Below are 1,167 nucleotides of genomic sequence, written 5' to 3' on the forward strand. Positions count from 1 at the left end.
GTGCGCTCGGCGCTCGGCGTTTCGCCAGACGCCTGGTCGCAAGCCTTGGACGTCTTGGGCGAGCATGACGCCGCGATCGTCATCGCCGCGATCCTGCAACGCGGCGATGAAATCAAAAGCGCTGGCGGTTATCTCCGCGTCCTGACCGAAAAGGCGAGGGCAGGGGAATTCTCGCTCGGGCCGGTGCTGATGGCCCTGTTGCGAGGAAAGGCAGCGAAGGCGGCGAGAGATCGCAAGAGGGCGGGGTGATGTCGGAATGGATTTCCGAACGAGCCTCGGCAGTCCGCTCGATCACAGTGTTTCGGCGCCGAGCAACCGAAGTTTTTCCGCGCGGTCGAGCAGGCTTTTGACGGAGGAGGGCGCCCAGCGGGCTCCGCCGCGCGGCGTGCGCTCATACATGGCCTCGAGCTGCGCGCCGATTTGTGCGAGCGTCAGATCGGGATTGGCCCGTTTGATCCCGGCGACGAGCGTGACGAGGCGTTCGCTGCTGACTTTTCGGCTAGCGGTTTGATGAAGGAGGCGGGGCTCGATCAAACCCTCGGCGACGAAGCATTTGACCGCGCGCTTCAGGCGCTCGACGGTCCATTGGGGCAGGGGAGCGCCGCTGGAGCTATCGCGCTTGGCGTTGAGCACGCGCACGACATCCTGCCAGCGGTGATCCGGGCGCATTTGCCGGACGACCGGCAGCCAATGTTCGGCTGTGCGATTGACGCGCTCGAAATAGTTCGCCGCCTTCGCGTCTACGATGCGCTGGATGGCGTCGCGGTCGCCGGCGCGGAGTTTTGGATTGCCGCCGATGCGGCCGCGCTTTTTGGCGGCGCGCAAGCCGTCTTTGGTGCGCTCCTGGATCAGCGCGCGCTCCAACTCGGCCACGGCGCCGAGAACCTGCAGGGCGAAACGGCCCTGCGGGGTAGTGGTGTCGATGGGATCGGCGAGCGATTTGAAATGCGCGCCCTTGGCGTCGAGCTCGGCGATCACGGCGAGGAGATGCGACAGTGAGCGGGCCAATCGGTCGAGCCGCGCGACGACCAGCACGTCGCCGCGGCGCACCCGCGCCAGCGCCTTGGCCAGCTCCGGCCGCGAGGCCTTGGCGCCCGACATATGCTCGCGAAAAATCTCGACGCAGCCGGCCGCCTTCAGCACATCGGTCTGCGCGTCCGTGACCTG

At 66.7% G+C, this 1,167-nt stretch carries 2 protein-coding genes; one reads left to right on the forward strand and one right to left on the reverse strand.

Going from position 1 to position 1,167, the window contains the following annotated elements; all coding sequences use genetic code 11:
- A partial coding sequence (gene repC, locus A1351_RS02045) for a replication initiation protein RepC (RefSeq protein WP_245291554.1) occupies positions 1-249 on the forward strand: 249 nt, incomplete at its 5' end.
- Positions 250-291: 42 nt separating this feature from the next.
- Here repC and A1351_RS02050 read toward each other — a convergent pair.
- Positions 292-1,167, reverse strand: an 876-nt coding sequence (locus A1351_RS02050) for a recombinase family protein (protein ID WP_064032021.1), incomplete at its 5' end; no start/stop codon positions are given.

Source organism: Methylosinus sp. R-45379 (genome assembly GCF_001644125.1).
Lineage (GTDB): Bacteria > Pseudomonadota > Alphaproteobacteria > Rhizobiales > Beijerinckiaceae > Methylosinus.